The organism is Arthrobacter sp. 92, assembly GCF_050260325.1.
Lineage (GTDB): Bacteria > Actinomycetota > Actinomycetes > Actinomycetales > Micrococcaceae > Arthrobacter.
Window position 1 is genome coordinate 3224996 of the sequence record NZ_CP189863.1, and the last position, 21555, is coordinate 3246550.

The window sequence follows — 21555 nt, forward strand, 5'->3', positions numbered from 1 at the left end:
TGTCACGATTTAGTTGAAGCTACAGCATGCAGCTGACGCAGCCGTCCACCTCGGTCCCTTCCAGCGCGAGCTGGCGGAGACGGATGTAGTAGATGGTCTTGATGCCCTTCTTCCAGGCGTAGATCTGGGCCTTGTTGATATCGCGCGTGGTGGCGGTGTCCTTGAAGAACAGTGTCAGGGACAGGCCCTGGTCAACGTGCTGCGTGGCGGCGGCGTAGGTGTCGATGACCTTCTCGTAGCCGATCTCGTACGCGTCCTGGTAGTACTCCAGGTTGTCGTTCGTCAGGTACGGCGCCGGGTAGTACACGCGGCCCAGCTTGCCTTCTTTGCGGATTTCGATCTTGGACGCCACCGGGTGGATCGACGAGGTGGAGTTGTTGATGTAGGAGATCGAGCCTGTCGGCGGAACGGCCTGCAGGTTCTGGTTGTAGATGCCGTGCTCCATGACGGAGGCCTTCAGCGCGCGCCAGTCATCCTGGGTGGGGATGTGGATGTTCTTGAACAGCTCCGCGACCTTCTCGGTCTGCGGCACCCACTCCTGCTCCGTGTACTTGTCGAAGAACTCGCCGCTGGCGTACTTGGACTTCTCGAAGCCGCCGAACGTCTGGCCGGTCTGGATGGCCAGCAGGTTGGAGGCGCGGACGGCGTGGTACACCACCGAGTAGAAGTAGATGTTGGTGAAGTCCAGGCCCTCTTCGGAGCCGTAGTGCACCCGCTCGCGTGCCAGGTAGCCGTGCAGGTTCATCTGGCCGAGGCCGATCGCGTGGCTCTGGTCGTTACCGCGGGCAATCGAGGGCACCGAGGTGATATTGGACATGTCCGAGACGGCCGAGAGCGACCGGATGGCCGTCTCAATGGTCAGGCCGAAGTCCGGCGAATCCATGGTCTTCGCGATGTTCAGCGAGCCCAGGTTGCAGGAGATGTCCTTGCCGGTCTGGTCGTAGGACAGGTCATCGTGGTACGTGGTGGGCTGGGAGACCTGGAGGATCTCGGAGCACAGGTTGGACATGATGATCTTGCCGTCGATCGGGTTGGCCCGGTTCACGGTGTCCTCGAACATGATGTACGGGTAGCCGGATTCGAACTGGATCTCGGCGAGGGTCTGGAAGAACTCGCGCGCCTTGATCTTGGTCTTCTTGATCCGGGCATCGTCCACCATCTCGTAGTACTTCTCGGTGACCGAGACGTCGGAGAACGGCATGCCGTAGACGCGTTCGACGTCGTACGGGGAGAAAAGGTACATGTCCTCGTCACGCTTGGCCAGTTCGAAGGTGATGTCCGGGATGACGACGCCGAGTGAGAGGGTCTTGATGCGGATCTTCTCGTCCGCGTTCTCCCGCTTGGTGTCCAGGAACCGGTAGATGTCCGGGTGGTGCGCGTGCAGGTACACCGCGCCGGCACCCTGGCGGGCACCGAGCTGGTTGGCGTAGGAGAAGCTGTCCTCAAGGAGCTTCATCACGGGGATGACGCCGGAGGACTGGTTCTCGATCTGCTTGATCGGCGCGCCGACCTCACGGATGTTGGTCAGAGCGAAGGCCACTCCGCCGCCGCGCTTGGACAGCTGCAGCGCGGAGTTGATGGACCGGCCGATCGACTCCATGTTGTCTTCGATGCGGAGCAGGAAGCAGGAGACCAGCTCGCCGCGCTGCTTCTTGCCGGCGTTCAGGAACGTGGGCGTGGCCGGCTGGAAGCGGCCTTCAATGATCTCGTCCACCATCTGGGTGGCGAGCTTCTCGTCGCCGCGGGCCAGGTGCAGGGCCACCATGCAGACGCGGTCCTCGTAGCGCTCCAGGAAACGCTTGCCGTCGAACGTCTTCAGCGTGTAGGAGGTGTAGAACTTGAAGGCGCCGAGGAAGGTCTCGAAGCGGAACTTCTTTTTGTACGCGCGGTTGTAGAGTTCGCGGATGAAGTTCATCGTGTACTGGTCGAGGGTTTCGCGCTCGTAGTACTCGTTCTTGACGAGGTAGTCGAGCTTTTCCTCGAGGTCGTGGAAAAACACGGTGTTGTTGTTCACGTGCTGCAGGAAGTACTGGTGCGCGGCCTCTCGGTCGGCCTCGAACTGGATCTCGCCGTTCGGGCCGTAGAGGTTGAGCATGGCGTTGAGCTCGTGATAGCCCAGGCCCTTGTAAGCGGCCGGCATCTCGGGCTTCTGGCCTGCAGGCATGGTTACTTCTGTATCTGCGACAGTCGTGTCCAAAACTTGTCCAATCCTTGGTTTACCAGGTGGACGTCTTCAGGCGTCCCCATGAGTTCAAAACGGTAGAGGTGCGGTATCTGGCATTTGAAGGCGATGATGTCGCCAGCCATGCAGTAGTTGTCCCCGAAATTAGTGTTTCCTGCACCGATCACGCCGCGGATCAGCTTCCTGTTCTGCGGGTTGTTGAGGAACCGGATGACCTGTTTGGGCACCGACCCTTCGCCCCCGGTTCCCCCGTAGGTGGGAACCACCAGGACGAAGGGTTCGGTGGCAAGCAGTTCAGCGTCACGCTGATGCAGTGGTATCCGGGCCGCATCCCGGCCAAGTTTTTCAACGAAGCGCCGGGTGTTCTCGGATGTCGAGGAAAAGTAGATGAGATTGCTGTGGGTGGTGTTTTCGGCCTGGGCTCCGCGAGGAGCTTCGGCCACTGCCAGTGTTGCCACCGGAGTCACCTCGCCTGGGTTGTGTCTTGTGAGGGTGGCGAGCAGGATGTTGCTACGCCACGGAGGAAGCGGCGACCAGCGCCAGCTCCTCGATCTTGTCCGGACGGAATCCCGACCAGTGGTCCTGGTCGGTGACCACAACGGGAGCCTGCAGGTAGCCAAGGGCCTTCAGGCGTTCGAGTGCATCCGCGTCCTGCGAGATGTCCACGCTCTGGTAGGTGATGCCCTTCTTGTCCAGCGCGCGGTACGTCGCGTTGCACTGAACGCAGGCCGGCTTTGTGTAAACCGTTACGGTCATGGTCCCTGTCCCCTTTGTTGAAGTCATTGCTCTTCTTCTTCCGCGAACCCGCCCCGAACTGGAATCCATGTCCGAATACTGGCCTCGCCGCCCGGCCGCCGGAGCAGCTGGGATATGCATGTTGGTGTCTAACTCAGATGCCCCGGTCAATCTGTATGTCGATACTACATGTAGTGCAAGTACCTCGGTGGAACCCCAAGATGATGTATTACAAGTATGTCATTTAATGCACTGTTAATCCACAGGGGAAGGGGGTCAAAATGTCCGTATTTCTGCCGTTTTGGCGGACGAAATCCACACCCTGTGGACTAGTTAGCCACAATTAATCAACCAGCGTGTCGCCGTGTGGGCGGCGTGTCGCCAGGGTGTGTCGGACGTGTCCCGAGGCACACAAAAAGGGCCCCGACGTGGCATCAGGGCCCTCTGTGTGACGAACGAAACTACCCTGCCGATCCCTTCGTCAGTACCATCTGCTGGACGTCGAGGTAGCCCGTGGCGAAACCCGCCCTGGAGTAGCAGAGGTAGAACTGCCACATCCGCTGGAATATCTCGTCGAAGCCGAGGCGCCTGACCTCCTCCCCGCGGCCCATGAAGCGCTCTTCCCAGAGCCGGAGGGTCTGCGCGTAGTGCTCGCCCATCGCGAAGCGTTCCCGCACGCGGAGCCCCGTCTGCTTTTCGGTGATCTCCTCGATGGCCCGCACGGACGGAATGACGCCTCCGGGGAAGATGTACTTGTGCACCCAGGTGTAGCTGGTGCGCGTGGCCAGCAGCCTGTCGTGCGCAATGGTGATGGCTTGGATGGCCACCCTGCCTCCCGGCGCCAGGACACGCTCGATCGTTTGGAAGTACGTGGCCCAGTATTCGTAGCCCACAGCCTCGATCATTTCCACCGACACGACGGCGTCGTACTCCCCCTCGACGGCACGGTAGTCCTTGAGTTCGATGGTGACGGCATCCGCGTAGCCGGCCTCCGCCACGCGCTGGCGGGCCAGCTCCTGCTGTTCGCTGGAGAGCGTCACCGAGTAGACGGTGGCCCCGCGGGCGGCCGCACGCAGCGCGAGTTCGCCCCAGCCGGTGCCGATTTCCAGGACACGCGTGCCCTTCTTCACGCCGGCCTTGTCCAGCAACCGGTCGATCTTCGCCTGCTGGGCGTCGGCAAAACCGTCCCAGTCGACGTGGTTGAGGGCTTCCCCGGCTTCCGGGAACAGCGCGCTGGAATACGTCATGGTGCTGTCCAGGAACGAGGCAAAGAGGTCATTAGAGAGGTCGTAGTGCCGGGAGATGTTGGAGCGGGTGTTCTGCTCGGTGTTGCGTTCCCTGCGCGGCTGGCGCGGCAGGTAAAGGGCGCGCAGCTTCTGCAACGGCTCCGGCACAAGGGTTCCCACCCGGGCTGCGAAGACTTCCATCACTGCCGTGAGGTCGTCCGCATCCCAGTCTCCGGCCATGTATGACTCGCCCAGGCCGATGAGTCCGCCGTCGCCGAGCCTGGCTGCGAAGGCCTCGGGACGGTTCATGGTCATCACGGGGTACGGTGGGCCGGCTGGCGGCTGGCTGGGGGCGCCCTTGCCCAGGACCGTGCCGTCCGGGTAGCGGACTTCCAGGGGAAGTCTGCGAATGGCTGCCTTGAAAATGGCGTCAGCTGCCCGGCCGGCAACACGCGCTTTGAAGCTTGAGGGCACGCTGGCGATGCTGGGCCAGATCGCGGGGTCGATCGCCTGGGGCGGCCGGGGAACGCTGTACGGAACCCTGCCGTGGGGGGTGGTACCGGTCCTGGCCTTGGTGGCGGCGTGGTTCGCAGGCTGGCCTGCAGCGGGTCCGGTCGCTTCGGTCATTGTCACTGAACTGCCTCCTGTGAGGGATGGTGTGGTCTCTTGATGACGGGCAGCCGACGTGCCCAAAGCTTGATGCCCTGCCAGCGGATCTGCGTGGATACGCGCAGGGGCGCCAACGGCACGGCGAGCGCCGCCGCGAGGATGTTCCGCGCGGTGGCCTCGCGGCGTTCGCCGTCCACGGTGGCTATGAACGGTTTGTGCCCGGCGCGTTCCAACACGATCGAAACAGCGAGCCGTTCTCCCGGTTCGGGAAGTTTCATCCGATACTGGCCCTCGACGTCGTTGAACGGAGAAACGTAGAACGCTTTGGGCACGCTGGCCCTGCCGGCGTCGTCGGTCTCCAGGACGTAGCAGTGCCGCTCCCCGTAGGTGTTGTGTACCTCGGCGACAACGCAGCGCAACTCCCCCGTACCGTCGTGGCACCAGAACAGGCTCAGTGGATTGAAGACGTGGCCCAGCACGCGGGCGCTGGCCAGCATGGTGATACGGCCGCCGTCGAGCGGTATCCCCTGCGTTTGCAGGAAACGCTCGAGGTTGCCGCGGATGGTGCCGGCAGGGTCGCCGAGATGATCCGAGGCATGAAAGCCGGCGAGCGGCTTAAGCAGGCGGGGCACTGCCGGGAGTCGGTCGACGTCGACATACCAGCTGTAGCTGCGGTACGTGAAGGCGTTATGCAGCGGAGTCCGGCGCACATGCGCTATGGAAGTGCGGTAGATCGCCGCTGTTGTGCTCATGCGCCCTCCAGGGAGAGTACGTGGAGGTCCGGGTGCGTGGCTTCCCCGCCCGTGGCGGCCTGGCGCTGGTCCCATTCACGGCCCAGCCGGGCCGCGGCCCGGACGCCGGAAAGGGCGCCGTCCTCGTGGAAGCCCCACCCGTGATAGGCGCCGGCGAAAGCCATGGTGTTATCGCCCAGTTGGCGGATCCGCTGCTGCGCCTTAAGGGATTCCGGGGTGTACTGCGGGTGCTCGTAGACCATCCGCTCCAGCACGGTGTCCTCGGCGATACGCTCGGATTCACCCAGGCTGACAATGTAGCGCCGGCCATCCGCAGGCGCGAGACGCTGAAGACGGGTCATGTCATAGCTGACCAGGACTTTGTCCGGCCGGGCATTGCAGGAAGGAAGGCGGTAGTTCCAGGAGGCCTTGGCGTTGTCGCTGGAGGGCAACACCGCCTCGTCCCGGTGGAAAACGGTGTGGTTCACCGAGTACGGCATGCTGCCCAGCGCCTCCTTCTCGGTGGCCGAGGCATCGGAGAGCATACGCAGAGCCTGCTCCGGGTGGGTGGCGATCACCACGGCGTCGAAGTTCTCCTTCCCGCCCTCAACGATCAGTTCCACGCCGCATGCGTGCCGGCGTACGCCGGTGACCGGCGTGGAAAGGCGGATATCCGGTAGGGTGGCGGCGAGTTTGTCCACGTAGCTGCGCGAGCCGCCGGTGACGGTACGCCACTGGGGTGAGCCGGAGACCCCGAGCAGTCCGTGGTGGCCCAGGAAGGTGAAGAGATAGCGGGCCGGGTAGGCAAGCGCCGTGGTGGGGTCGCAGGACCAGACCGCGCTGACGATGGGGGTCATGAAGTGCGAGTTGAAGTAGGTGCTGAACTTCTCCCGGGCCAGGAAGTCCCCCAGGGTCATTTCGGTATGGGCCGTCCCGGTCTCGGCAAGAAGGGCACGGGCGCGGCGGTAGAAGCGGGTCACCTCAAGGAGCATCAGCAGGTAGCGTCCGCGCAGCAGCGTGGAGGGCCGGGGAATGATGCCGCGGCCCTTCGCGCGCGCCCCGGCGTATTCAAGCCCGCAGCCGTCACAGCGGATGGACATGCTCATCTCCGAGTCCTGTGTCTCCACGCCAAGTTCGGCAAAGAGCCGCAGCAGCGTGGGATAGGTGCGCTGGTTGTGGACGATGAATCCGGTGTCCACCGCCAGGACAGTCCCGTCCGCCTGCGCAACGTCGTGCGTGTGGGCGTGGCCGCCGAGGCGTGAATCTGCCTCGAACAAGGTGACATTGTCCTTCTGGTTGAGCACATAGGCGGCGGTCAGCCCTGCCACGCCGCTGCCAATGACGGCTATCCGCCGACCGTCGGGAATAGTTGCTTTCGACACTGATCTGCTCCTGTTGGTTTGGCCTGAATTGTGCTGTACATCGTCTTATGGGCAATTCGTAGCCACGTAGCCGGCGGATGTGTCCGATTTTTCCGGCGGCCGGTTTCCAGGATTCTCCTGCGTTGACCTGCCGTTCCCCCCGCCGACGTTCCGCACGTCGCGGGGACCATGCAAGGGGCGGCGGCGCCGGAGTGGGCGGTGTGCCAGAATGAAACGGGATTTCCGCCCCGGCGTCAGGGGCACCGGCGGCGTGGCACCAGGCGAAGGACAACCATTGATTAACCCCGTTCATCTGCGGACCCTCATTGAGGTGACCCGCCTGGGTTCCTTCGCGGCGGCCGCAACCCGCCTCGGCTACACGGCGTCCGCTGTTTCGCAGCAGATGTCGGCTTTGGAACGGGACACGGGCGTTTCCCTGTTCCAGCGCTCAGCGCGCAGCGTCCAGCCCACGGAGGCCGCGCTGGTGATGGTCCGCCACGCGTCCAAAGTCCTGACGGACATCGAAGCTCTTATGGCAGCGGCCTCACGGACCCACGACACCACCAGCCAGGAGCTGAGGCTGGGCATTTTCCCCAGCCTCGCCACCTACGTGCTGCCCCGTATCCTGCGAAACCCGGCGTGGAAGAATCTGGGCATCGACCTCCGGGTGTCCGTGGCCGAACCGTCCCAGACCATCCAGGGATTGCGGACCGGCGGGGAACTGGACGTGGCCTTGGTGTACCAGGTGGGCCAGTCGGGCCTCGCCTGGCCGCACACGGTAAACCGCCAGTGGATCGGGGATGACAACTTCCGTGTGGTGCTGCCGGCGGCCTGGGGCATCGGCACCGAATCCAAAGTGGCAGCGGACCACCTTTCGGACATGCCGTGGATTGTCCACCACCCCGGCACCAGCGACGCCACCGTGATCGAACGCCTCTTTGCCAGCTGCAATCTGCATCCGCGCGTGGTGGCCTACAGCGATGACTTCCACGCCAGCCTGGAGATGGCCGCCGCCGGTCTGGGCGCCGCGCTGGTTCCCGAGCTCGCCCTGCTGCACCGTCCCGACGGCGTGGTGGTGCTGGATGTTCCCGAGATCAGGCTTGCGCGGAACGTCTTCGCCCTGCTGATCAATGAGAAGCAAACAGCCCGGGTCCAGCTTTTCGTGGAACTACTCGCCGACACCATGCACAAGTTGGCGGCTCATCGGGGCTGACCTCTGACGGCCATCTCCAACCCGGTGTGCACGCGCCTGGACGTCCTTATTCCTGGTTCTTTTCGGCTTCGCTTTCAATCCGTTTGCGTTGCCGCTCTATTTCTTTTTCGCCTTCATTTTCGGCGTCATAAAGTTTCGCGTTACTCACTCTGAGTTCCAGCATCAAAGCATCAAGCTTCACGTGCAGGGCCGCTGTGTCCCTGTTCTGAGTGTTCTGGATAATGAACACCATCAGGAATGTCACGATGGTGGTGCTCGTGTTAATGACCAACTGCCAGGTATCGGAAAAACCCAGCAGCGGTCCGGTGAACGCCCAGATAACCAGCACCGCCACTGCGCCGGCAAATACCCAGGCGTGGCCGAGCACTTTGGCGGTCCTGGTGGTGAAACGCGTAAAAATGTCCGGCTTATCGTCCCGGTCCCCGGTAGTCATTCCAGGCCTCCCCGTCCAGCGGCTGTACAGCATTCCATGACTCTGGTGCCGGCCCCTGCGGAGTTGTACTATCGGTCATCGGAGAAACTCCGGGTCCTTACAAGAATGCAGGTGGGCAGCAAAATGAACGCGCTTATTTGGATCGTACTCGTCATTGCCATCATTTTCTTCATTATCGGAGGAACGGTCAAAGCAGTCAGCTTCCTGCTGTGGATCGCCCCGATTTTGCTGGTCATCGCCGTGGTGGTGTTCCTCGTGAACCGTTCGCGCGGCGGCCGCGGACTCTAACCCCACGGTCCCCTCGGTTTGCGGCGACTCGGTTTGCGGCGACGGCCGCAGGCCGGCGCCGCAATGGCTCTGATCAGGGTGCTCTTGGCCTTGCCGTAGGGCGGATAGATCAGTTCGAGTGTGTCCGGCCACAGCGGCTTGTCCAGGGTGGAGCGTTCGTGCGAGAAGGTCCGCAGCGAGTGCTCACCGTGGTAGGCGCCCATGCCGCTTGCCCCCACGCCGCCGAAGGGAAGCCCCGGCACAGTCAGGTGGGCGGTGGGCACGCCATAGCAAAGCGCACCCGAGGCCGTGCCTTCGGCGAAGGTGCGGCGCACTTCATCGTCGCGACTGAACACATACAGGGCCAGTGGCTTGGGTCCGGCATTGATCATGCGCGCGGCCTCGTCCGGACCGGCCACCGGGACCAGCGGCAGCAGCGGCCCGAATGTTTCCTCCTTCATTACGGCATCGTCCCGGGACGGGCGCAGGATGGTCGGGGCAAAATAGCGGGTGGCGGCATCACGCTGACCTCCATGAACCACAGTGCTCCCGTCCGCCAGGGCCGAGAGTCGGCCAAAGTGACGGTCATCAATGATCCGGCCGTAAGAATCGCTGGTTGAAGGATCATCCCCGAAGAGGGCCGCAATGGATTTCACCAGTGCAGATTCCAGCGCCTCAAGGGTAGCGGGGGTCCCCATCACATAATCCGGCGCAACGCAGGTCTGGCCGGCATTCATGAAGCGTCCCCACGCGATGCGTTTCGCCGTCGCTCCAATATCGGACACGCCATCGACGTACACCGGGGATTTGCCGCCCAGTTCAAGAGTGACCGGGGTCAGATGCTCGGCGGCTGCCCGCATCACCGCCCGCGCCGCGCTTTCACCGCCGGTGAAGAAGATGTGGTCGAATCGTTCCGCGAGCAGTGCCGCGGCTTCCGGGACACCGCCCGTCACCACCTCTACCGCGCCGCCCAGGTATTCCGGCACCCAGCGCGAGAGCATAGCGGAGGTGGCGGGGGCGTGTTCGCTCGGTTTCAGCACTGCCGTATTGCCCGCCCCAAGGGCCCCCGCAAGGGGGGCCAAAGTCAGTTGCACCGGGTAATTCCACGGACCGATGATCAACACAACGCCCAATGGCGTTAGCTGGGTCCATGCTTTGGCCGGCTGCGCCGTGAGCGGTACCGGCACAGGCTTGGGACGAAGCCATGCCTCCAGATGCCGTTGAAGATGTGCCGCCTCTCCGGCGACGAAGCCGATCTCCGTCAGCTCCGACTCCGTACGGTGCTTGCCCAGGTCCTGGTGCAGGGCGTCTGCGAAGTCCTCGCCCCGTTCGCTCAGCATGCTGCGCAGATTGGCCAGTTGCTCCAGCCGCCACTTCAGCGGGCGGCTCGCACCGCTGTTGAAGACTTCGCGGGAACGGGCGACGGCGGTGACGGCGGATTCCATCCGATCAATCTACCGCGGACGGACCGGGGCGTGAACGGTGCCGGACAAAAAGCTCTCCAACGCTGGAATGGACTGCCAGAGAGGACTATGTTGAAGACATGAGCAAGGTAGCAAGCCAGCACTTCGGAGAGGTCGAACTCAACCACGGGCGCGACCATTTGTTCGCCGCCAGGCATGAGCTGGCCGGCCATACCGTGGAGCTGGACCTGAACGTCAACGCGCACGACCACTTCGATGAGGCGGCCCTGCACAAGGTTGATTACAGGCTGCGCTTCCTGCCCGAGCTCGTGGATCAGGTGCGGGACATGATTGCCGACGAACTCGAACAGGACGGCACCAGTCCCCAGGAGTACCTGCGTTTCCATTGCAACGCCATCAAGCCGGAGCATCTACAGGCGGTTTTTGGAGTCTCGGACCGAAGCGAGCTCACGCATGATGTATTCCTCAAAGCCTTGAAGCTTGGCCATGTGGGTATCTACCCAGGCCAGCCTGAACGTTACTTCGTCCTCGATTTCACCCTTGGCGCCCACTTCACCGACGAGGTGCTGGTGGCCTCCGCGGACGAGGACGGCGTCGTTGACGACGAAATCCTCTGGGAGTCCTGAGGACGCCGGGAAAACTGCGCGGTAACGCACGACGGCGCCCGGTCACCTTGAGGGGTGACCGGGCGCCGTCGTGCGTGGTTGAGCTACTTGGCTTCTTCCAACAGTTCGGCGCGAACGGTCTTGGTGGCCTCGACGAGGTTCCGCAGGGACTCCTCGGTCTCGGCGTAGCCGCGGGTCTTCAGTCCGCAGTCCGGGTTGACCCAGAGCTGGCGGGACGGGACGTGCTTTACGGCGGTGCTCAGGAGCTCGGTGACTTCCTGCTCCCCCGGAACACGCGGGGAGTGGATGTCGTAGACGCCCGGGCCAACGCCGCGGCCGAAGCCGTGGGACTCGAGGTCGTGCACAACCTCCATGCGTGAACGTGCGGCTTCGATGGAGGTCACGTCGGCGTCTAGCCCGTCGATGGCGTCAATGATGGCGCCGAATTCGGAGTAGCAAAGGTGCGTGTGGATCTGGGTGGCGTCGGCTGCACCGGCGGTGGAGAGCCGGAAGGAGTTGACGGACCAGTCCAGGTACGCGGCCTGGTCTGCCTTGCGCAGCGGCAGGAGTTCGCGGAGCGCGGGCTCGTCCACCTGGATAACCCTGATGCCGGCTGCTTCGAGGTCAGCGATCTCGTCGCGCAGGGCCAAGGCAACCTGGTTGGCCGTCTCCCCCAGCGGCTGGTCGTCGCGGACGAAGGACCAGGCCAGGATGGTGACAGGACCGGTGAGCATACCCTTCATCGGCTTCTCGGTGAGGGACTGGGCATACTTGGCCCAGTCCACCGTGATGGGGGCGCTCCGGGTGACATCGCCCCAGAGGATGGACGGGCGCGTGCAGCGTGAGCCGTAGGACTGGACCCAGCCGTGCACGGTGACGTCGAAACCTTCGAGGTTCTCGGCGAAGTACTGGACCATGTCGTTGCGCTCGGGCTCGCCGTGCACCAGGACATCGAAGCCGAGCTCTTCCTGCAGTTCAACAACGCGCTTGATCTCGTCCTTCATGAGCTGCTCGTACTGCTCGGTGGTGAGGTCGCCCTTGTTGGCGCGGGCACGGGCGGTACGGATCTCGGACGTCTGGGGGAAGGACCCGATGGTGGTGGTGGGCAGGGGCGGGAGGTGCAGCGCCTTTTCCTGGGCGGCTTCGCGGACACCATAGTCGGAGCGGTTGAAGTCCGCCGGGGTCAGGGCGGAGATGCGTGCCCGGACGTCGGCCCGGCGCACGCCTTCGGCCTCAGCGCGGGAGGCGATGATGCGGGTGGCCTCGTCGATGGCCGGCTGGACGGCCAGCGGGTCGGTGAGCAGGCCTGCGAGGGTGACCACCTCGACTGCCTTCTGGTCGGCGAATGCCAGCCAGCTGCGCAGCTGGGCGGAAAGCCGGGTTTCCTCGTCAACATCGTGCGGTACGTGCTGGGTGGAGGTGGAGGTGCTGATGGCCAGCTTGGCAACGGTCTTCTTCAGCTCGGCGATCTTGTCCGCTGAAGCCTGCAGGTCGTTGCGCCAGATGTTGTGGCCGTCCACGACACCGGCAACCAGGGTCTTGTTGCCCAGTGCTGCCAGTGCTTCGGCGGAAGGAACCGCACCCTTGAAGACGTCGATGTGGAGGGCGTCGATGTTGGTGGCGGCGAGGGTCCCAAACTGGCCGTTCAACGCGCCATACGGGGTGGAGACAAACAGCCGCGGTCGGCTGGCCACAGCGGAAAGGACCTCGTAGGAGCGTTCCACGGCGGCCTGGATTTCCTCGGCGGACGTGTCCTGGTCAACCACCAGGGCGGGCTCGTCCAGCTGGACCCAGCTGGCGCCCGCGGCAGCCAGCTTTTCCAGTAGCGCGGCGTAAACGGGGAGGACGTCCTCGAGGCGGGACAACGGGTCGAAGTCCGCCGTCGCGGCGTCGGAAGCCTTACTCAACAAGAGGAAGGTGACCGGGCCCACAATGTAGGGACGGGTTTCCACGCCGTTGGCGACGGCGTACTCGAATTCCTCAACGATGCGGTTCGAGGCCAGCGAGAAGGTGGTTTCCGGGCCGATTTCGGGAACGAGGTAGTGGTAGTTGGTGTCGAACCACTTGGTCATTTCCAGCGGCTGCTGGTCCTTGGTGCCGCGGGCAAGGGTGAAGTAGCCGTCGATGTCCAGCTGGCCCTCTGCGTTGAGGAGGTTGCCGAAACGTGCGGGGACAGCGCCGAGGTGGGCGATCGCGTCGAGCACCTGGTCATAGTAGGAAAACGTGCCGGGAACGGCGGCAGCCTCGGTCAATCCCAGGCCCTGGAGGCGCTTGGCCGTGCCGAGCTGGATTTCCTTGGCCGCGGCATCAAGGGCCGCCGCGTCGATCTTGCCGGCCCAATAGGCTTCGACGGCCTTCTTCAATTCGCGGCGACGGCCGATACGCGGGTAGCCAAGGATCGAGGCCGACGGGAAGGCAGTGCCTTCGGCGGTGGTGTTCTGCGGGGCAGTCAGGTCAGTCATGTGAAATTCCTTGAATCTGTGGGTGAAAAATCAGGGGTGTTTGATGCTGAAAGTGTGTTTTTGCCCTGGCGAGCAGTGCCGGCGGGCGCGGCCCGAGCCTCAGCTCGCCATTTCCTGGTGCCGGCGGGCGATGGCGCTAAGCCTGCTGGCCGGACGAGCGGGGCGCGGCAGCGCCAGCTTGTCCAGCACCTCCAGGGCGCAGGCATGCTCGTTGAACGTATACAGGTGGATTCCCGGGGCCCCGGCGTCCAGCGCCGCGTTAGCCAGGTCCACGGTGGCCCGGACCCCGATCAGGCGCCGTTCGGCGTCGGTGTCCGCTGCCGCCAGACGCGCTATGAGCTCCGGAGCGGGCTCGACGCCGGTCAGTTCGCTCAGCCGGGTCAGCCTCCGGACGCTGGTGAGGGGCATCACGCCCGGAATGATGGGGATGGTGACTCCGGCCCTGCGTGCCCTGGCAATCAGGTCCGCGTACTGCCCGGTGTGGAAAAAGACCTGCGTGATGGCAAAGTCCGCGCCCGAACGCTGCTTGGCGAGCAGGACTTCGACGTCGTGGGCCTCGCTGGGAGATTCCGGGTGGCGCGTAGGGTACGCTGCCACGCCCACGGCCACCTTGCCGGCGCACAGCAGGGCCGAGCGGCGTTGCTCCACCCGGCGTATGAGTTCGATGAGGTCCTGGGCGTACCGCAGCGAACCCGCAGGAGGCGTCCCGCCGTCCTTGGGCTGGTCGCCTCGAAGCGCCAGGATCCCCCGGACCCCTACGTCCAGCAGTTCGCCGATGATTTCGGAGAGCTCCTGGGGTGTGTTGCCCACACACGTCAGGTGCGCCAGTGGCCGAAGGGTGGTCTCCAGCAGGAGACGGTTGATGAGTTCGACGGCGGTGTCCCGGTTGGAGCCGCTGGCGCCGTACGTCACAGAGACGTAGTCGGGGTCCGTGGCCTCGAGTTCACTGATGGTGGTCCACAGCGATTCCGCGGCCGCGGGCGACCGCGGCGGAAAGAGCTCATAGGACAGCGCTACCGGCGCCGTGTCGGAGAGATTCGGATGGGTGTCAATAAGGCTGGGTGGTGACATTTGCGTCCTTGGCTGGTGCCATTGCCAGCAGCTTCGCCGTGGCCGGAGGGACCTCGGATGGCTGTGCCGTCAATGAATTGAGTTTGGGGAACACGGAAGGAACTTCGGCAGGGCGCAGCCGCGACTGTTACGCCTGACAAGAAGTTGTCCGTGAGCAAATGTCAGGCCCACATGGGGGCACCCACACCCTCCTGGCTGCCGCTTGCGGCAGATCCAATGCAGAGGATCGCTGACACGTTACCTCGGTAACTTGTATAAGACTCTAGAGGCACCAGCCCGGGGCTTTCAAGCTGGCCTCCGAATTAAGACGCACCTTTACGCCCTGTTTCAGTCGGCAATAGAACATTGTTCGCCAATGGAGCTGCTTAGGGGCTTCCGGCCCGTGACACGCAGCCCGGGGCCGGAAAGACTTGGCCGATGAAACGCAAACCCATCCCTCCGGAGCTTGCCGTTGCGGCAACGCTCGTCTGCCTCGTGTCCTGCGGTCTTTTGTTCCGGCGCATCCAACTCCGCTGGGGTGCCACCACTGCCGAGTGTGACGTTGACCTGCCCGGCGACGGCTTTATCCGCAGTCCTGCGCTGGAGGCCACCAGGGCCGTCAGCATCAAGGCTCCCGCAACTCAGGTCTGGCCTTGGCTCGCCCAGCTTGGCCAGGGGCGGGGAGGATTCTACAGCTACGACGTCCTCGAGAACCTTATCGGCCTGGATGTCCGCAGTGCCGACCGGGTCCACCCAGAGTGGCAGGGCACGGATATCGGGGACAGGATTCATCTTGCCCCGGCGCCCACGGCGTACCTTGAGGTGGCCGATATCGCTCCGGACGAGTTGCTGGTGCTGCGCAGCCCCCGGGAGGTTCCGGCTCCGTTCGACTTCACGTGGGCCTTTGTCCTCCAGCAAAGGCCGGACGGCACAACGCGGCTGCTGGTTCGTGAACGCTATGCCTGCCGGCGGTGGTGGGCGCGGTTGCTGGTGGAGACGGTGGAAGTGGCCAGCTTCGTGATGTCCACGCGGATGCTGCACGGAATCAGGAGCCGCGCGGAGAATACCCGCCGCCGCGTCAGGCGCGGGGAGATCGCCGGGCCGGAGGCGACCGGTCCGGTGGAAGGCAGACCATTCGAAGAGCGGCCTATGGCACTCCCTATGTGAGCTGCCCGGGGCTATTCTGGTGGCATGATCCAGCTTCCAGCCAGTTACCAGGAGTATCTCGCCGGCAAGAGCGAGAATATCGTCAACACGGTCCGTCCGGTCCTCATGCAGTCCGCGGCTGACCGCAGGTACGGCGTGCGGGTAGTGGTCCACCCCCACGATCATCAGGCTCATCTTGATGACACCCTCCCGTTCGGGACCGTGGTGGAGGACATCGACTAAAGCCCTGCCCGGGTTGGAGCCTGAGCGCGTTGAGGTCAGCCCTTCATGGCCCCGGACAGCGCCAACGATCCGGCGGTGCCGCGTGCCACGATCAGGTAGAGAACCAGCACGGGCACGGAGTAGAGGATGGAAAATGCGGCCAGCTGGCCGTAGGCGATGGCTCCGTGTTGTCCGAAGAAGCTGAAGATCGACACCGCGGCGGGCTGCTTGGACGGGGATAGAAGCAACACGAAGGGCACAAAGAAATTGCCCCAGGTCTGGATGAACACAAAGATGAACACCACGCCCAGTCCCTGGCGCATCAACGGCAGCACCACCATGCGCAGGGCGGTCAACCCGGAGGCGCCGTCCACCCATGCGGCTTCCTCCAGGGACAGGGGAACCGAATCCATGAAGTTCTTAGTCATCCAGATTGCCATCGGCAAGGCGGTGGCAGCCATAAAGAGGACCGTGGCAACCATCGAATCAAGCAGTTTCAACTGCACGAAAAGCCCATAGACCGGCACCATGATGGCCGTGATGGGCAGGCAGGTGCCGCACAATATCGAATAGAGAAACGGCCGGTTGAACCGCGATTGGAAACGCGACAGAGGGTAGGCCGCCAGAACCGCGGCAACGACGGTCAGCGTGGCGGTCCCTGCGGAGATCAGCAGGCTGTTGAGCATGGGGCGAAGCAGCAGCTCGGGGGTGATGACCGCCGAGAAATTGGCGAATGAGGGGCTGACCGGCAGCTGCGTCTGGTAACCGGCCTTCGTGTCGAGGGAGGCCAGTGCCAGCCACAACAGCGGCAGCACGAAGCAGGCACCGATAGCCAACAGTGCCAGGTCCGCCAGGGTGCGGGCGCGCCGCAGACTCCCCCGCATCGGCGATGTCACGCGTCCGGTCCTGGACGGCCGCATCCGCTGCCGTGCCTGCGTCATGGTTTCTCCCGCTGAAGCAGGCGGACGTAGACCACCCCGAACAGCAGACCGATGGCGATGAGCACCGATGCGATAGCCGTCCCGTATCCGATGTCCCCGAACTTGAACGCCTCCTGATAGGCCAGCACGGGCAATGTGGTGCTGGCGTTTGAGGGACCACCCGCCGTCATCACCCAGATCAGGGTGAAGACCGCCAGGGTCTGAAGGGTGACGAGCATCAAGTTGGTGGCGATGCTTTGCCTCATCATGGGCAAAGTGATGTACACCAGCCGCTGCCAGCCCGCCGCGCCGTCCATCAGGGCGGCCTCGGTGACGTCCCCCGGCAGGTCAGCGAGAGCCGCGCGGTAGACCAGCATGGAAAATGCGGTGCCCCGCCAGATATTGGCCAGCACCACCGCCACCATGGGAAACGCATAAAGCCAGTCCGCCCCAGCGAGGCCGGCCCCGGCCAGCAACTGGTTCAGAGTGCCTTGCTTGTTGAAATACGCGTAACAGGCGAAGGCCGCTACGATCTCCGGCAACACCCACGCCGCCAGCACGGCGGCACCGACGACGGCCGCCACTGGCCTCCGCGCCCGGGCCATCAGCCCTGCGATCAGCAGCCCCAGCAGGTTTTGGCCCAGGATGGCCGAGCCCACCACGAACAGTACGGTGAGCACCACTGAAGAGGGGAAGATGGCGTCGCTGGCCATCCGGGCGTAGTTCTCCAGCCCGGTCCAGCTTGGATTCCGCGCATTGCGTCCCGTGAGGGCTGCGTTGGTGAAGGACGCGCGAAAGGACCACAGCACGGGCGCCGCTATGAAGACCAGGATGAGCAGGACGGACGGAACGAGCGGCAGCCAGCGCTCCGGCCGTGCCCGGCGCCTGGCGGGGGCTCGGGATGTCATCCGCTATTTCTGCAGGACCTTGGCGTCACCCACCTGGTCCCTGACTGATTTGTCGTATTGCGCCGCGGCCGCCTGCGGTGACATCGCGCCGGTGATCACCGCTTCGGTGGCGGCCTGCACGGCCGCGGAGACCCTGGGGTAGTCCGCCGTGGCCGGCCGGTAGTGGGTGACGGAGACCAGCCCGGTGACGTCCTTGACGAACGGATTGGCCCCAAGGTAGCCGGGGTCCGCTGCAACGTCGGTGCGGACGGCGATCTGTGAGCCAGCCACGTTGAACGCCAGTGAATTCTTTTTGTTGAGCGCCGTGGACAGGAACTTGAAGGCGAGCTCAGGGTTGGAGGAATCCGCCCCTACCGCCAGGGTCCAGCCGCCGGACATGCTGACACCGCCGGGCGCCTGGCCGTGCTGGGTTGGAAATGGTGCCACTCCCATGTCCGTGGTGTAGCCCGGCCATTCGTAGCTGCCGCCCTTTTGCCAGAACGAGGGCGCATAGGAACCCTCGACTGTCGCCCCCATCTTGCCTTGCGGCAGCAACTCGCCGAAGACCTTCTTCCACACGTTGGAATCGAGCGCCTCGGCCGGCGGGACAGCAAGCTTTTCGTCGTAGAGTGTCTTCAGGAAAGCAAGCGAGTCCGTGAATCCGGCAGACCCCACAACCCACTTCTTTTCCTTCTGGTCGTATAGTTCGCTGCCGGTGCCATAGAGCAGCTCGTAGAAGCTCTGCATGACTGTGCCCTCACCTGTGGCTTTTCCGGCATACATGTTGAAGGGGATAAGGGAAGGATCCGCCGCTTTCATCTTGCGGGCGGCGTCGAGGATCTCGTCCCACGTCTTGGGCTGCCAGGGCAGCGGAATTCCGGCCTTCTCAAAGACTTTCTTGTTGTACCAGATGCCCCGGGTGTCCGTGCCAACGGGCACGGCGTAGATCCCGCCGTCGTCCGCGGCGCCGGCTGCCTTCGCTGACTCGTTGAATGTCTTCCAGTCGTCCCACTTCTCGAGGTAGCCATCCAGCTTCAGGAGGTATCCGGCGTCGACATCGGACCTGACCTTGAACGTGTCCTCGTAGAAGACATCCGGTGCGGTCTCCTTTGACCTCAATGCCAAAGCGAGCTTGGTACCGTAATCGTCGTCATTGGCCTGGATAGGCTGCAGATCCACCGTGATTCCCTGGTTCGCGGCCTCGAACTCCTTCTTTGCATCCTTGAACAGGTTGTCCAACGCTGCAAATGAATCGGTTTTTTGATAGACAATTTTCAAGGTCCGGCTGCCGGCGTTGGGCTGTTCCGCCGAACATGCCGATGTGGCCAGCAGCACCGCTGAGGCGAACAACGAAAAAGACAGTTTTATAGGGCCACGCATGACGCTCCATTCCTCGAGCGGCTGCAGCCCCCAATATTGTCTCTGCTGGCCCCAGCCTTTAGCCGATATGCAATTCAGGTTAGCAAGTCCCTCTGACAAGGTGTCGGGGCGGCCCCCTACCCTTCCAGGAGAAGGCGCTGGGCGCGAGGCGCCAACGTATGCTCGAGGACCAGGCAGGCAGCACCGATGGCGCCCACGTCCTCACCAACGCCCGTACCCACCACTTCGATGCCGTGGATCCGGCGGGCCGCGCTGTTCTCCGTCACCAGCGGCGGAATCCGGTCCAGGTAGCGGTGCGATAGGGACGTCCAGAATGGACCACCAAAGACCACCCGTTCCACGTCAAGAGTGTTGGTCACAACCGCCACCGCCCGGGCCACCAGCACGGCGGACTTGTCGAGGATCTCGCCGGCCTTGACGTCTCCGGTATCGGCGGCAAGGCAGAGCTTCGCAAAGCTTTCCTGGACCGCGGGAGCGCTGGTGAGCCCGCGGGAGTCAACCAACACGCCGGCTTCCTCGGCCTGGGAAACGAGGACCTGCGGAATGCAGGAAGACTTGACGCATCCCCGCAGGCCGCAGTCGCAGGGTGGCCCGTCGGGGTCAACGATGATGTGCCCGATCTCGCCGGCGTTACCGGAGGTGCCACGCACCACTTCGTCATTGAGGACGATTCCGCAGCCGATGCCGGTGCCCATGTACATAAAGACGAAACTTCCGGAGCCGCTGGGGCCGCCGGCCCAGGTCTCAGCGACAGCGGCGCTTGTGACGTCCTTGTCCACCAGCGTGGACAAGCCGGTGGCCTCGGCCAGGGCGTCGCGAAGCGGCACGTGGTCCCATCCGAGCAACAATGGCGGATCCACCACGGTGCCCTCATCAAGGTCGATGGGTCCCGGGGCGGCAACGCCAAGTCCGGCGATTTTCTCCGGGTCCACTCCGGAGGTGGCCACGAGTTCTTTGATTTCGGCCGCTATGATGCCGATCACGGCGTCCGGATCGCCGGCCTCGGGGGTCTTCATCCGAGAGTGTTTCACCACCGCCCCCACCAGGTCCAGGACCACGAAAGTGGTGACTGCCGGGTCAAGGTGCACGCCCACGGCATACATGCCGGCGGGGTTGAGCCGGAGGATGGTGCGCGGCTTGCCCGGCCCGCTACCTTCCTTGCCGGCTTCGACGATGAGGTTCTGCTCCAAAAGCCGCCGGGAAATATTGGAGATGGTCTGCGGGGAAAGTCCCACGATCTGGGCGAGTTCAACGCGGCTGAGGCCGCCCGAAGAACGGCGGATTGCGTCCAGGATGACCGTGAGGTTGAAGTCACCCATGCGGGGCAGATTTGTTCCGCGCCTCGGCGAGGGCTGGCGGATCTCAGTCACGGATTCCCCTAAACTTCTTCGGCTATGCACTACTGATGGTTGAATCGTACGTTACGAGTGGGCGTCACGGTACGTCCACACGCTGAGCTGATGGCCGCGGAAGCCGGGCTTCCGGGGCGAGCCGCACGCTCTGCCGGCGGCAATGTATTCCACCTCTGCTAGCGGCCGCCCGGGGTGCTCACGGTAACGATGAATTTGGCGTTCTGTCCCGCCACCCGCGTGGGCCCAACCAGCCGTTCCAGGGCCGGCAGATAGTGCAGATGCCTGTTGAACACAGTCCAGAGCTCTCCGTGTGGGGCAAGGACCCGTCCGGCCGCCTCGAACATCTTAGTCCCGGCCCCGGCATGAACGCTGGCGCCAAGGTGAAACGGCGGATTCAGCAGAATCAGGTCAGCGCAGGAATCGGGCAGCGACCGCATCGCATCATCCTGGAGCACGGTGATCCGGCCCGTCAGCCCGTTCGCTTCGGCGGTGGCGCCGGCGGAGTCCACTGCGGCTGCCGATTGGTCGGTGGCGGTGACCCGGGCGTTCGGATGGCTGCGCGCATACATTGCGGCGAGGATGCCCGTTCCGCAGCCCAGGTCCACCACACGCCGCGCCGGCGGCATGCTGGGCAGGAACTCCAACAGGAACCTGGTTCCGATGTCCAGCTTGGTGCCGGCGAATACCGCGCCGCGCGCGCAAACGGTGAGGTCGAGTTCCGAATTCCGCTCCGTGACGGGGAAGGGCGGCGGCCCTGGGACGGGCAGGGGGTTCCGTGCGGTCAGGACCCTGGACTTTTGCCGGGCAAGTTGCGGCTGGACGTCGCTGAAATACCTCGCAAGGACCGCGTTCATGCCCAGGCTCATGTGTTTGACGCGGCCGCCGGCGAACAGCACGGCGTGCGGCGCGGCGTAGCGGGCCACCGCATCTGCCACCTCCTCCAGCTCCGCGAGCGTCTTGGGCAACTGCATCAGGACCACGTCCGCACCCTCAAGCAGAGCAGCACCGAGCGGAAGTTGTTCGTACCCGCCATCGATGCCGAGGGCGGTTGCGTTGTTGCGGAGGGCACGCGCACCGGTGATGAGGTCCTGGTGGACGCGGACATGCTTCCGCCCGTGGCAAGACAGCATGCCCAGGGTGAGCGCACCGAAACGGTCCCCGATAATTGCCACGTCGCTGTGCTCAGTCAGCACCCCGGCCGCAGCCTCGAGCAGGAGCTTGTCCGTGGCATCCCAGGCCTGGAGGTTCGGGGCCTCCACGTCGGGGAACCTGCGCAGACGGCTGGCTACTGATTCAAAGTTGTGCTCCGCCACGTGCGAACTGCCGCCTTCTGTCATCTTCTTGGTCCAA

At 63.9% G+C, this 21555-nt stretch carries 20 protein-coding genes; 5 read left to right on the plus strand and 15 right to left on the minus strand.

Annotated elements, in window-relative coordinates; genetic code table 11:
- Positions 1–19: 19 nt before the first annotated feature.
- The 6 genes from nrdE to ACP4XC_RS14965 all read right to left on the minus strand — a co-directional run bounded on the left by nrdE (position 20) and on the right by ACP4XC_RS14965 (position 6865).
- Complete coding sequence (gene nrdE / locus ACP4XC_RS14940) at positions 20–2140, minus strand: class 1b ribonucleoside-diphosphate reductase subunit alpha (protein WP_427175122.1); 2121 nt, start codon at positions 2138–2140, stop codon at positions 20–22.
- Positions 2141–2166: 26 nt separating this feature from the next.
- On the minus strand, positions 2167–2640 hold the full coding sequence (gene nrdI / locus ACP4XC_RS14945; RefSeq protein ID WP_427170994.1) for a class Ib ribonucleoside-diphosphate reductase assembly flavoprotein NrdI: 474 nt from the start codon (positions 2638–2640) through the stop codon (positions 2167–2169).
- A 52-nt stretch (positions 2641–2692) separates the two neighbouring features.
- A complete protein-coding gene (nrdH, locus tag ACP4XC_RS14950; protein ID WP_427175123.1) occupies positions 2693–2938 on the minus strand; it encodes a glutaredoxin-like protein NrdH in 246 nt (81 codons plus the stop codon).
- A 440-nt stretch (positions 2939–3378) separates the two neighbouring features.
- Positions 3379–4776, minus strand: coding sequence for a class I SAM-dependent methyltransferase (locus ACP4XC_RS14955; RefSeq protein WP_427170996.1), 1398 nt, complete (start codon positions 4774–4776; stop codon positions 3379–3381).
- Positions 4773–5504, minus strand: coding sequence for a DUF1365 domain-containing protein (locus ACP4XC_RS14960; protein ID WP_427170998.1), 732 nt, complete (start codon positions 5502–5504; stop codon positions 4773–4775). The genes ACP4XC_RS14955 and ACP4XC_RS14960 overlap by 4 nt, the downstream gene beginning before the upstream one ends.
- Positions 5501–6865, minus strand: a complete 1365-nt coding sequence (locus ACP4XC_RS14965) for an NAD(P)/FAD-dependent oxidoreductase (RefSeq protein WP_427171000.1) — start codon at positions 6863–6865, stop codon at positions 5501–5503. Before ACP4XC_RS14965 ends, ACP4XC_RS14960 begins: the two co-directional genes overlap by 4 nt.
- Positions 6866–7139: 274 nt before the next feature.
- Between ACP4XC_RS14965 and ACP4XC_RS14970 the strand changes: the two genes are divergently transcribed.
- Positions 7140–8057: a LysR family transcriptional regulator gene (locus tag ACP4XC_RS14970; protein WP_427171002.1), complete on the plus strand. Its 918-nt coding sequence runs from the start codon at positions 7140–7142 to the stop codon at positions 8055–8057.
- A 46-nt stretch (positions 8058–8103) separates the two neighbouring features.
- On the opposite strand, the gene ACP4XC_RS14975 is transcribed toward ACP4XC_RS14970, so the two are convergent.
- A complete protein-coding gene (locus tag ACP4XC_RS14975; protein ID WP_427171004.1) occupies positions 8104–8490 on the minus strand; it encodes a low affinity iron permease family protein in 387 nt (128 codons plus the stop codon).
- 123 nt (positions 8491–8613) lie between these two features.
- Here ACP4XC_RS14975 and ACP4XC_RS14980 point away from each other — a divergent pair, with 123 nt between their 5' ends.
- A complete protein-coding gene (locus tag ACP4XC_RS14980; protein ID WP_427171006.1) occupies positions 8614–8778 on the plus strand; it encodes a hypothetical protein in 165 nt (54 codons plus the stop codon).
- Here ACP4XC_RS14980 and ACP4XC_RS14985 read toward each other — a convergent pair.
- A complete protein-coding gene (locus ACP4XC_RS14985) occupies positions 8775–10202 on the minus strand; it encodes an aldehyde dehydrogenase family protein (RefSeq protein WP_427171008.1) in 1428 nt (475 codons plus the stop codon). The two genes, ACP4XC_RS14980 and ACP4XC_RS14985, sit on opposite strands and share 4 nt — an antisense overlap.
- A 98-nt stretch (positions 10203–10300) precedes the next feature.
- On the opposite strand from ACP4XC_RS14985, the gene ACP4XC_RS14990 reads away from it, so the two are divergent.
- Complete coding sequence (locus ACP4XC_RS14990; protein WP_427171010.1) at positions 10301–10807, plus strand: DUF2004 domain-containing protein; 507 nt, start codon at positions 10301–10303, stop codon at positions 10805–10807.
- A gap of 83 nt (positions 10808–10890) precedes the next feature.
- Here ACP4XC_RS14990 and metE read toward each other — a convergent pair whose 3' ends face one another.
- Positions 10891–13248, minus strand: coding sequence for a 5-methyltetrahydropteroyltriglutamate--homocysteine S-methyltransferase (gene metE, locus ACP4XC_RS14995; protein ID WP_427171012.1), 2358 nt, complete (start codon positions 13246–13248; stop codon positions 10891–10893).
- A gap of 99 nt (positions 13249–13347) precedes the next feature.
- Complete coding sequence (locus ACP4XC_RS15000) at positions 13348–14319, minus strand: methylenetetrahydrofolate reductase (protein ID WP_427171014.1); 972 nt, start codon at positions 14317–14319, stop codon at positions 13348–13350.
- Between the two features lie 417 nt (positions 14320–14736).
- On the opposite strand from ACP4XC_RS15000, the gene ACP4XC_RS15005 reads away from it, so the two are divergent.
- Together ACP4XC_RS15005 and ACP4XC_RS15010 are read left to right on the plus strand one after the other, a co-directional pair.
- The gene (locus ACP4XC_RS15005) at positions 14737–15465 is read left to right on the plus strand and encodes an SRPBCC family protein (RefSeq protein WP_427171016.1); all 729 of its coding nucleotides are present in this window, start codon (positions 14737–14739) and stop codon (positions 15463–15465) included.
- Positions 15466–15489: 24 nt separating this feature from the next.
- The gene (locus ACP4XC_RS15010; RefSeq protein ID WP_427171018.1) at positions 15490–15687 is read left to right on the plus strand and encodes a hypothetical protein; all 198 of its coding nucleotides are present in this window, start codon (positions 15490–15492) and stop codon (positions 15685–15687) included.
- A 35-nt stretch (positions 15688–15722) separates the two neighbouring features.
- On the opposite strand, the gene ACP4XC_RS15015 is transcribed toward ACP4XC_RS15010, so the two are convergent.
- The 5 genes from ACP4XC_RS15015 to ACP4XC_RS15035 all read right to left on the minus strand — a co-directional run bounded on the left by ACP4XC_RS15015 (position 15723) and on the right by ACP4XC_RS15035 (position 21542).
- Complete coding sequence (locus tag ACP4XC_RS15015; protein WP_427171020.1) at positions 15723–16607, minus strand: carbohydrate ABC transporter permease; 885 nt, start codon at positions 16605–16607, stop codon at positions 15723–15725.
- The gene (locus ACP4XC_RS15020; RefSeq protein WP_427171022.1) at positions 16604–17494 is read right to left on the minus strand and encodes a carbohydrate ABC transporter permease; all 891 of its coding nucleotides are present in this window, start codon (positions 17492–17494) and stop codon (positions 16604–16606) included. Before ACP4XC_RS15020 ends, ACP4XC_RS15015 begins: the two co-directional genes overlap by 4 nt.
- Positions 17495–17497: 3 nt before the next feature.
- On the minus strand, positions 17498–18853 hold the full coding sequence (locus ACP4XC_RS15025; protein ID WP_427171024.1) for an extracellular solute-binding protein: 1356 nt from the start codon (positions 18851–18853) through the stop codon (positions 17498–17500).
- Between the two features lie 116 nt (positions 18854–18969).
- Positions 18970–20223 (minus strand): ROK family protein, encoded by a 1254-nt coding sequence (locus tag ACP4XC_RS15030; RefSeq protein WP_427171026.1) that lies wholly within the window; start codon positions 20221–20223, stop codon positions 18970–18972.
- 158 nt (positions 20224–20381) lie between these two features.
- Complete coding sequence (locus tag ACP4XC_RS15035) at positions 20382–21542, minus strand: class I SAM-dependent methyltransferase (RefSeq protein WP_427171028.1); 1161 nt, start codon at positions 21540–21542, stop codon at positions 20382–20384.
- Between the last annotated feature and the right edge of the window lie 13 nt (positions 21543–21555).

Coding starts and splice junctions, on each gene's coding strand:
- nrdE (WP_427175122.1), bottom strand. CDS start 2,140: ATGCCGGCCGCTTACAAGGGCCTGGGCTATCACGAGCTCAACGCCATG.
- nrdH (WP_427175123.1), bottom strand. CDS start 2,938: ATGACCGTAACGGTTTACACAAAGCCGGCCTGCGTTCAGTGCAACGCG.
- ACP4XC_RS14960 (WP_427170998.1), bottom strand. CDS start 5,504: ATGAGCACAACAGCGGCGATCTACCGCACTTCCATAGCGCATGTGCGC.
- ACP4XC_RS14975 (WP_427171004.1), bottom strand. CDS start 8,490: ATGACTACCGGGGACCGGGACGATAAGCCGGACATTTTTACGCGTTTC.
- ACP4XC_RS14980 (WP_427171006.1), top strand. CDS start 8,614: ATGAACGCGCTTATTTGGATCGTACTCGTCATTGCCATCATTTTCTTC.
- ACP4XC_RS14985 (WP_427171008.1), bottom strand. CDS start 10,202: ATGGAATCCGCCGTCACCGCCGTCGCCCGTTCCCGCGAAGTCTTCAAC.
- ACP4XC_RS14990 (WP_427171010.1), top strand. CDS start 10,301: ATGAGCAAGGTAGCAAGCCAGCACTTCGGAGAGGTCGAACTCAACCAC.
- metE (WP_427171012.1), bottom strand. CDS start 13,248: ATGACTGACCTGACTGCCCCGCAGAACACCACCGCCGAAGGCACTGCC.
- ACP4XC_RS15000 (WP_427171014.1), bottom strand. CDS start 14,319: ATGTCACCACCCAGCCTTATTGACACCCATCCGAATCTCTCCGACACG.
- ACP4XC_RS15005 (WP_427171016.1), top strand. CDS start 14,737: ATGAAACGCAAACCCATCCCTCCGGAGCTTGCCGTTGCGGCAACGCTC.
- ACP4XC_RS15010 (WP_427171018.1), top strand. CDS start 15,490: ATGATCCAGCTTCCAGCCAGTTACCAGGAGTATCTCGCCGGCAAGAGC.
- ACP4XC_RS15015 (WP_427171020.1), bottom strand. CDS start 16,607: ATGACGCAGGCACGGCAGCGGATGCGGCCGTCCAGGACCGGACGCGTG.
- ACP4XC_RS15020 (WP_427171022.1), bottom strand. CDS start 17,494: ATGACATCCCGAGCCCCCGCCAGGCGCCGGGCACGGCCGGAGCGCTGG.
- ACP4XC_RS15025 (WP_427171024.1), bottom strand. CDS start 18,853: ATGCGTGGCCCTATAAAACTGTCTTTTTCGTTGTTCGCCTCAGCGGTG.
- ACP4XC_RS15035 (WP_427171028.1), bottom strand. CDS start 21,542: ATGACAGAAGGCGGCAGTTCGCACGTGGCGGAGCACAACTTTGAATCA.